We start from the raw sequence: 8,014 nt of genomic DNA, 5'->3' as shown, positions 1-8,014 counted from the left end.
GAGCAAGGCAACCGACGAGCCGTTGATGGCTGATTGAAACCAGCCCTTCGAGGTCCCCATCGGGACGCGGTTCCGAAGATGCCGAGTTCAGGACCGTCGCCGACGTTCCAGTCGAGCACGCCAATGAGATGGGCAATTCGGATACCGCACTGAACCAGCATCATGTTGGCGGCCATCGCGCCGACCACGGACCGAAGCATGAACCCGAGGGAGATCTGTTAAAGAAGGGCTGGCGAGAAACGCCACAACGGACAAAAAATACAGATGATCGGCGCTCAAAGGAGAGCGTCGGACGATCGTGTGTGGGCATGTGTGGGCAATCCCCATTGACAGAGCCCGCCCCGTTACCGAAGTCTGGAGCCTAGTGACAATTGGCAGCGCGGCGGAAAACGCCTTCGTCCAGGATATATTCATGAAGGATAAAAGATTTGCTGTGCGCGGCGCCAATGGCCACTGGCGTGGCCCGGTAATCGGCCTTGTGCAAGCTCCAGGCAGCCAAGAACCCGCTGGTGGCTGGGGCTGGGTTACGGGCGAACCGCTTGTATATCAGAATTGGAGCAGTGGACGCCCGGATCATCGGGGGAACGGACAAAATTTCGGAGCATTCTTTGGAACGGGCCGAGATATCGCGTCGGTAATGCATTGGGATGATGTGCATTTGATCGGCAAGTCGTTCATTGTGGAATTTGATTGAGAACCGGCAATCTCGAAGCAAGGTAGTGACTGCGAACCAATACTGCAGTTTATCGAACAACCGGTTTGGATCAGAGACGTCATTCGGCCGGATTGTGTTCGCGTCGATGCGCCCGCCGCCTCAACAATGTGACGGCAACGATGACGATGCATGCGAAGGCGTTTCCCATGAATATCGCTGCCATGATCAGGTCCCCAAGGCATATGGCGGCGTACAGAATGGTCGTCAAATGCGACGCCAAGAATAGTCCCCAAGTGAGGCAGGAAATCGCAGACGCGCCGTTGTCGTCGCGAGATGCTTTCAGGATCTGAGGGACATAAGCCACGATCCGCACGGAGTTCACGAACGCAAACAGAGCGAGTACTGCCGCCTGAAGCTCCTGATGATTGGCGTCAAAATACAGCTTGAGCGCCTGGCCCGCGATGACGATTTCTCCTTGAAGCATTGAAACGAACTCTAGCATATGCAGCCCCAATCCAACATCAATCGGCCAGTTCCAAAGGTGGTCCTGCGCCCGGAATCCATCCAGAGTGCCATGGAAGCCTGATCTGATGGAAACTTTTTCCCGATCACGCAGGCAGATGAACTGTCACCCGCCGTCACTCGAGCCCTCAACGGCGGGGAGCTGCTGTGGTGCGGCCTATCCCGCGGAGACGGTGGTCCTGTGACGTTGCAGCCGGGGCTTCGTGCGTCTAGACGGTCCGGGCGCAGATTGGACGGGCGGCATGACGGAAGCATTCACTCAGGGGTTGCTGTTGAGTTTCAGCCTGATCCTCGCGATCGGCGCACAGAACGCCTTCGTTCTGCGGCAGGGGCTGAAGCGGGAGCATGTGCTGGCGGTCGTGCTGGCCTGTGCGATCTCGGATGCGATCCTGATCTCGGTCGGAGTGTTTGCCTTCACGTCCCTTTCCAAGCTGCTGCCAGGGCTTGTCCCTGTCATGCGTTGGGGCGGTGCGACGTTCCTGCTGGCCTATGGCGCAATCAGTTTCCGCAACGCCTGGCGGGGTGGGGAGGCGCTGGAGGCCGGCAGAAACGGCGTTCGGAGCCTGCGGCAGGTGCTGGCGACGGTGCTGGCGCTGACCTGGCTGAACCCGCATGTCTATCTCGATACGGTCGGGCTGATCGGGTCGATCTCCTCGGGGTTTCCCGGCCGCCAAGCCGCCTTTGCCTCCGGCGCAATAACAGCCTCCTTCCTGTTCTTCTTCGCGCTCGGCTATGGCGCACGCCTGTTGCAACCGCTCTTTGCCCGCCCCTTCTCGTGGCGCGTGCTGGATGTGGTGATCGGTATCGTCATGTGGTCCATCGCAGCCGGGCTTATCCTGGGCTGAGCGGATGGGCTTGTGGCCGCATTCGGAATGATGTCTGGTCGCCGCCATGAGCACCCTGCCCGAACAGCGCCCGTTGAAAGCCGTCCTGTGGATGGTCATGACCGGTTTCTGTTTCATTGGTGTGCAGGCGACGGTGAAGCATCTCGGGCCGGGCATCCCGCCCGCCGAGTCGGCTTTCCTGCGCTACCTGCTGGGGCTGGTCTTCCTGATCCCGATGTGGCCCGAGCTCAAGCGCACGCGCCTGTCCCGCCGGGCGCTTGCGCTCTTCACCCTGCGCGGCGCGGCACAGGCAGGCGCGGTGATCATGTGGTTCTATGCCATGACCCGGATCACCATCGCCGAGGTGACGGCGATGAACTACATGAGCCCGATCTATGTCACGCTGGGGGCCGCGCTTTTCCTTGGCGAGCCACTTGCCGCAAGGCGCATGGCGGCGATCGGCGTGGCGTTCCTCGGGGCGCTGGTCATCCTGCGGCCCGGGATGCGCGAGTTGGATCTTGGCCATATCGCCATGGTCTTTTCCGCGCTCGGTTTTGCCTGCGCCTACCTGGTTGCCAAGCGCTTGACCGGCGAGGTTTCCCCCACGGTCGTGGTGGCCATGATGTCGATCATGGTGACAGTTTTCCTCGCCCCCTTTGCCTTTGCCCACTGGGTGCAGCCGACATTTCAGCAATTGGGCTGGCTGTTCCTTGTCGCCTGTTTCGCAACGGCGGGGCATTTCACGATGACCCTCGCCTTCCAGGCAGCCCCGATGGCGGTCACACAACCCGTCACCTTCCTCCAGCTCGTCTGGGCGAGCCTGCTCGGCTGGGTGGTCTTTCACGAGCCCGTGGATGGATGGGTCGTGCTCGGCGGCTGCCTCATCATGGCCTCGGTCTCCTTCATCGCCTGGCGCGAAATGCGGCTGAAGGCAGCGCCCGCCGTGCCACCGCCTGTGCCCCCGCAGGGCTGACCGCTATTCGGCCGCCAGCGATTTCGGCGAGGCGCGCCCGATCTCCGTGATCTCCTCGATGACCCCGCGCAGGATCCCGCGAAAGGCCGGGAAATCCTTGCTCGGAACGATCCTGCCTTCATCCATGTAGAGCGACCTGTCGATCTCCACCTGAATGACATGCTGCCCAATCTCCGGACGGCCGTAATGCTGGGTGATGAACGCGCCGGCAAAGGGGGTGTTCCGGGACACGCGCAGGCCCGCCCGTTCGAACGCCGCCTGCACCTTGTCCATGACCTCGGTCGAACAGGCCGCCCCGAAACGGTCCCCGAGAACAACGTGAGGCCGTCTGTAGGACTTGCCCGTGCCCACGCGCACGGCTTCATGCGGCATGGAATGGCAGTCGATCAGGATGGCCTGGCCGAAGGCGGCCCGGCTTTCCTCCAGAACCCGTCGAAGGGCGGCATGATAGGGATGCCAGAACCGCTCCAACCTCTGCTCCGCCTCTTCCAGCTCGATCTTGCCACGGTAAATGACCCGCCCGCCGGCCACGACGCGTGGAATTACCCCCAGGCCGGACGAAATCCGCGGGTTGTGCGGCTGCGGACGAATCCCGCGGATCACCGCCGGATCAAGCTCGTCGGCACTGCGGTTGAGGTCCACGAAGGCGCGCGGCACCGTGGCGGCAAGCAACGGCGCGCCGAGCCCCGGCGCGGTGTCGAACAGGCGGTCCACGAAAGCATCTTCGGAGGACCGAACCCCCAATTCGTCCAGAACCGTGCGGCGCAGGAAATCCAGACCATAGTCACGCCCGCTATGCGGCGAGGCAAACACCACCGAAGTGGTCCGGCTCCGGGGCAGTTCGAGGCGAAAAGGCGGGTTTTGCATGGGGTCTCCTTGAACCCCCATATAGCGGTATAAATTCTCTTGCCAAAAGCCCTTGAACCCGGCGCGCGTTCCTTTTATACGCGCTCCACCGACGCGGAATCGACCGCGTTCTTTTCTTTCGGGATAAGGACGACAGGATGGTTTGGTACGGTACGGGCGGTTAGCTCAGCGGTAGAGCACTACGTTGACATCGTAGGGGTCACTGGTTCGATCCCAGTACCGCCCACCATTGAATTCGGGCCGGAGACGGCCCGCTGGCGAAACAATCGGCGCCGTTCTCGCGCCGGCGACTGAGGAAAGGGAAGACTATGAAAGTCCGCAACTCGCTCCGCTCGCTGAAGAATCGGCACCGGGATTGCCGTGTCGTGCGCCGCAAAGGCCGCGTATACGTCATCAACAAGACCCAGCGCCGCTTCAAGGCCCGTCAGGGCTGATTCAGCGACATATCCATTCGAACGAGGCCGCGTTTTTCGCGGCCTTTTTCGTTTTCGGACGTCGCAATTACACAAAGGCTGACCGTTCGAGTGGAGGCCGTTCGCGCGCGGGAACGATCCTGCGCATCGTGCCTCCGGCGGGGATATTTTCAGAAAGCGGAAGAACCCGGGCATCTGGCAGCTTCCTCTTTCTCCAAATATTCTGGGGGAGTGCTCGCAAGAGCACGGGGGCAAAGCCCCCATTGCGCGCCCGTCAACGCACATCTCAGGGCAATCCGGCCCGTCTTTGCTTGCGACTGGAACGCTGGCGCACGATCTCCATGATCTCGGACGCCATCCGGCCACGCCTGTTCAGATCCGTCATCACTCGAATCCACGGCCCCGCATGGTGAAAGAAGCTCAGGTAGGATGCACAGAAATAGTTCAGGCCCGGCTCGCCATCCGATGTCGACAACAGGCGATGCTTCGGGCAACCGCCATTGCAGGCAAAGCGGAATTTGCATTCCTGGCACTGTTTCGGAAGGGTCGTGCGCTTTTCCTCGCCGAATCGTTGTTGTTCCGGCTTGGCCACCAGCGCCTCGATCTTCTCTTCCATGATATTGCCGAGCCGGTACTCGGGATAAACATAATGATCACAGGAGAACAGGTCGCCGTTATGCTCCATCGCCAGCGCCTGACCGCATTCCTCGGCAAAGACGCATAGGCCGACCGGGCGGCCGAGCCAGAGGCCGATCTGGATCTCGAAAAACTGGATGAACACCTCGCCGACATCGTGGCGCACCCATTCGTCGAAGACGGCATTGAGGAAACTCCCGAAATCCTTCGGCAAGACAGACCAGCGCGAGACCTGCGCCTCGATCTCGCTATCGCTTTGCGGCGGGCCGGCAAGCGTGCCGTCTTCGGTGACCCGCTCGACAATTGGAATGAACTGGATGTGGCGGAAGCCCACCTTCTTGAGGAACCGGTAGACCTCCTTCGGTTTGCGCGCGTTCTCGCGCTGCACCACCACGAGGGCGTTGATTTCGACCCCGTGCGCCTGAAGGATTCGAATCCCCTCCATGACCTTGTCGAAGGACCCGCTCCCGTTGCGGTAATAGCGATAGCGATCGTGGATCTTTTTCGGCCCGTCGATCGAGACGCCGATCAGGAAGTCATGCTGCTTGAAGAACGCCGCCCATTCCTCGTCGACCAGGGTCGCGTTTGTTTGAAGCGCGTTGCGGATGACGGTGCCGGGCGGGCAATATTGCTGCTCCAGCTCCACGATCTTCCGGAAATACTCCACGCCCAGCATCGTCGGTTCGCCACCCTGCCAGGAGAACCAGATCTCCTGCGCTCCCGCCGCGTGCTGGGCGGCAATATAGTCCCGGATATAGGTCTCCAGGACCTCTTCGGGCATGTGGAACTTCTTTTCCTCGGGGTAGAACCGTTCTTTTTCAAGGTAATAGCAGTATTTGCAATCGAGATTGCATTTTGGCCCCATGGGCTTTGTCATCACCTGGAAACTGCGTGATGCAGCGCTGGATGTGTCGATGTCCACGGGGTCGGTCCTCCCACCGGTCAGAGTTCCATATTGGATCCTACAGGGAGAATCACAAGCCGAAGGTCCTGTTCATCCCGGCACGGGATAGCCGCGCCAGGACTTGATCGAGCGCAGCGCGAAGCTCGTCTGCATCCCCGAAACGCCCGGCAGGCGTGCAAGGCAGCGGCGGTGGATCATGTCGTAATGGGCCACGTCCCGCGCCACGATGCGCAGGATATAATCCGCCGTGCCCGTTGTCAGAACGCATTCCAGAATCTCGTCGTAAAGCTGCACTGCCTTCTCGAAGGCATCCATAGCCTCCTGGCTCTGCGAGGTCAGCGTGATGTCCACGAAAACCTCCAGGTCCAGCCCCAGCGCCTTGGGGTTCACACGGGCGGAATAGCCGTCGATCATGCCGCTGGATTCCAGCAGTTTGACCCGCCGGTGACAGGCCGACGTGGACAACCCGATCCGCTCGGCCAGATCCGCCACGGCGATATGCGAATCTTTCTGCAATTCGCGAAGAATATGGGCATCAAAACGATCCAAGATGTGATCCTTCTATTTTTTCCAATCTTCGGAAATTTTCTCACTATGCGCCAGAACAAAGACACATAAAAGAATCGAACTCGGCGCATTTAGCGTAAGACTTCTTCCAATCGCGCTCAGGGCAATAGGGAGTTTGCCATGCTCATCGGTGTACCGAAGGAAATCAAGAATCACGAATACCGGGTCGGCCTGACGCCGGAGTCTGTCTCCGAACTGGTGGGGCGTGGCCACTCGGTTCAGGTCGAGACGGGCGCCGGAATCGGGATCGGCGCCGATGACGAGGCCTATCGTACCGCGGGCGCCACGATCGGAGCCACGGCTGCGGAGATCTTTGAAGCCGCCGAGATGATCGTGAAGGTCAAGGAACCCCAGCCCGCCGAATGCGCCATGCTGCGGCCCGGCCAGATCCTCTATACCTACCTGCACCTCGCACCCGATCCGGAACAGACCAAGGCGCTCGTCGCCTCCGGCGTGACGGCCATCGCCTATGAAACCGTGACCAGCCCGACGGGCACGCTGCCGCTGCTGAAGCCGATGAGCCAGGTTGCCGGCAGGATGTCGATCCAGGCCGGCGCCACGGCGCTCGAAAAGGCGCATGGCGGCCGCGGCGTGCTGCTCGGCGGAGTGCCGGGCGTGCAACCGGGCAAGGTCGTGGTGCTCGGTGGCGGCGTGGTCGGCTTCAACGCGGCCCAGATGGCCGTGGGGCTCGGCGCGGACGTGACGATCCTCGATCGCAGCCCCGACGTGCTCGAACGGCTTGCCACCCATTTCGAGAGCCGCGCCAAGACGGCCTATTCCACCCAGACCCGCATTGCCGAAATGATTGCCGAGGCCGACCTGGTGATCGGTGCGGTGTTGATCCCGGGAGCCGCAGCCCCCAAGCTCGTCACGCGCGCCGATCTCGCCCTGATGAAGCCCGGCGCCGTGCTTGTCGATGTCGCCATCGACCAGGGCGGCTGTTTCGAGACCTCGCATGCCACCACCCATGCCGAGCCCACCTATGAAGTCGACGGGATCGTGCATTACTGCGTGGCCAACATGCCGGGCGCGGTTGCCCGCACTTCGACCTATGCGCTCAACAACGTTACCCTGCCCCACGCGCTGCGGATTGCCGATCTGGGCTGGCAGGCCGCGCTGCGCCGTGATGCGCATCTGGCCAATGGCCTCAACGTCTGGAACGGCAAGATCACCTGCGATGCCGTTGCCGAAGCGCTCGGCTACGAGACCACCCCGGTTTCGGAAGCGCTCGCCGGCTGATCCCCGGAACAGTCGCGGCGCCTTCCCCCGCTGAAATCGGGGGGAAGGCGCCGCGCATTTTCTAGAGCGTGTCGCGGCCTATCTGATTCAGGCTTCCCAGATTGGTTGTGATGTGATTCCCTTCTGTTGAGGCAGATATAGGGGTCTCAGATGGGCAAACCACATCCAATAGAGCTACGCGAGCGCGTCGTCGCTTTTGTCGATGAAGGTCGCGGGCACCGCGAGGCGGCGCGGCACTTCCGGGTTTCGCCGAGATTTGTGAACGATCTGATCAAGCTGCGGCGGGAAACCGGATCACTGACACCACGACCGCAAGGTAACGGAGGTGGTCACCGCAAACTGGCCGGCGTGACCGGCTGGATTGAGGCGCGCATCGCCGACAAGGGAGAGATCACACTCGGCGAATTGGCAGCG

At 61.3% G+C, this 8,014-nt stretch carries 10 protein-coding genes and 1 tRNA gene; 7 read left to right on the top strand and 4 right to left on the bottom strand.

Annotation, left to right across the window (positions count from 1 at the left end; translation table 11 throughout):
- Window positions 1-412 precede the first annotated feature (412 nt).
- Window positions 413-694 carry a C-type lectin-like domain-containing protein gene (locus BLR85_RS28815; RefSeq protein WP_139188580.1) on the top strand — a complete coding sequence of 94 codons (282 nt, stop codon included), beginning with the start codon at window positions 413-415 and terminating at the stop codon, window positions 692-694.
- A 79-nt stretch (window positions 695-773) separates the two neighbouring features.
- Here BLR85_RS28815 and BLR85_RS26975 read toward each other — a convergent pair whose 3' ends face one another.
- The gene (locus tag BLR85_RS26975) at window positions 774-1,157 is read right to left on the bottom strand and encodes a hypothetical protein (protein ID WP_093164679.1); all 384 of its coding nucleotides are present in this window, start codon (window positions 1,155-1,157) and stop codon (window positions 774-776) included.
- A gap of 262 nt (window positions 1,158-1,419) precedes the next feature.
- On the opposite strand from BLR85_RS26975, the gene BLR85_RS26970 reads away from it, so the two are divergent.
- Together BLR85_RS26970 and BLR85_RS26965 are read left to right on the top strand one after the other, a co-directional pair.
- Complete coding sequence (locus tag BLR85_RS26970) at window positions 1,420-2,022, top strand: LysE/ArgO family amino acid transporter (RefSeq protein ID WP_093164676.1); 603 nt, start codon at window positions 1,420-1,422, stop codon at window positions 2,020-2,022.
- Between the two features lie 46 nt (window positions 2,023-2,068).
- Complete coding sequence (locus tag BLR85_RS26965) at window positions 2,069-2,974, top strand: DMT family transporter (protein WP_093164673.1); 906 nt, start codon at window positions 2,069-2,071, stop codon at window positions 2,972-2,974.
- Between the two features lie 3 nt (window positions 2,975-2,977).
- Here BLR85_RS26965 and BLR85_RS26960 read toward each other — a convergent pair whose 3' ends face one another.
- Window positions 2,978-3,841, bottom strand: coding sequence for an N-formylglutamate amidohydrolase (locus tag BLR85_RS26960; protein ID WP_093164670.1), 864 nt, complete (start codon window positions 3,839-3,841; stop codon window positions 2,978-2,980).
- 154 nt (window positions 3,842-3,995) lie between these two features.
- Between BLR85_RS26960 and BLR85_RS26955 the strand changes: the two genes are divergently transcribed.
- Window positions 3,996-4,070 (top strand) — tRNA-Val (locus tag BLR85_RS26955).
- A gap of 79 nt (window positions 4,071-4,149) precedes the next feature.
- On the top strand, window positions 4,150-4,275 hold the full coding sequence (gene ykgO / locus BLR85_RS26950; RefSeq protein ID WP_005850168.1) for a type B 50S ribosomal protein L36: 126 nt from the start codon (window positions 4,150-4,152) through the stop codon (window positions 4,273-4,275).
- 265 nt (window positions 4,276-4,540) lie between these two features.
- Here the strand turns inward: ykgO and BLR85_RS26945 are convergent, their stop codons facing one another.
- Window positions 4,541-5,812, bottom strand: coding sequence for an anaerobic sulfatase maturase (locus BLR85_RS26945; RefSeq protein WP_244520898.1), 1,272 nt, complete (start codon window positions 5,810-5,812; stop codon window positions 4,541-4,543).
- A gap of 72 nt (window positions 5,813-5,884) precedes the next feature.
- A complete protein-coding gene (locus BLR85_RS26940) occupies window positions 5,885-6,343 on the bottom strand; it encodes an Lrp/AsnC family transcriptional regulator (RefSeq protein WP_093164667.1) in 459 nt (152 codons plus the stop codon).
- A 138-nt stretch (window positions 6,344-6,481) separates the two neighbouring features.
- Between BLR85_RS26940 and ald the strand changes: the two genes are divergently transcribed.
- Window positions 6,482-7,600, top strand: coding sequence for an alanine dehydrogenase (gene ald, locus BLR85_RS26935; protein WP_093164664.1), 1,119 nt, complete (start codon window positions 6,482-6,484; stop codon window positions 7,598-7,600).
- A 150-nt stretch (window positions 7,601-7,750) separates the two neighbouring features.
- Window positions 7,751-8,014, top strand: a 264-nt coding sequence (locus tag BLR85_RS26930; protein ID WP_139188579.1) for a helix-turn-helix domain-containing protein, incomplete at its 3' end; no start/stop codon positions are given.

The sequence above is a fragment of the Aliiruegeria lutimaris genome, from assembly GCF_900099935.1.
Classification (GTDB): domain Bacteria; phylum Pseudomonadota; class Alphaproteobacteria; order Rhodobacterales; family Rhodobacteraceae; genus Tropicimonas; species Tropicimonas lutimaris.
This window is presented reverse-complemented; position numbering and strand designations above follow the sequence as displayed.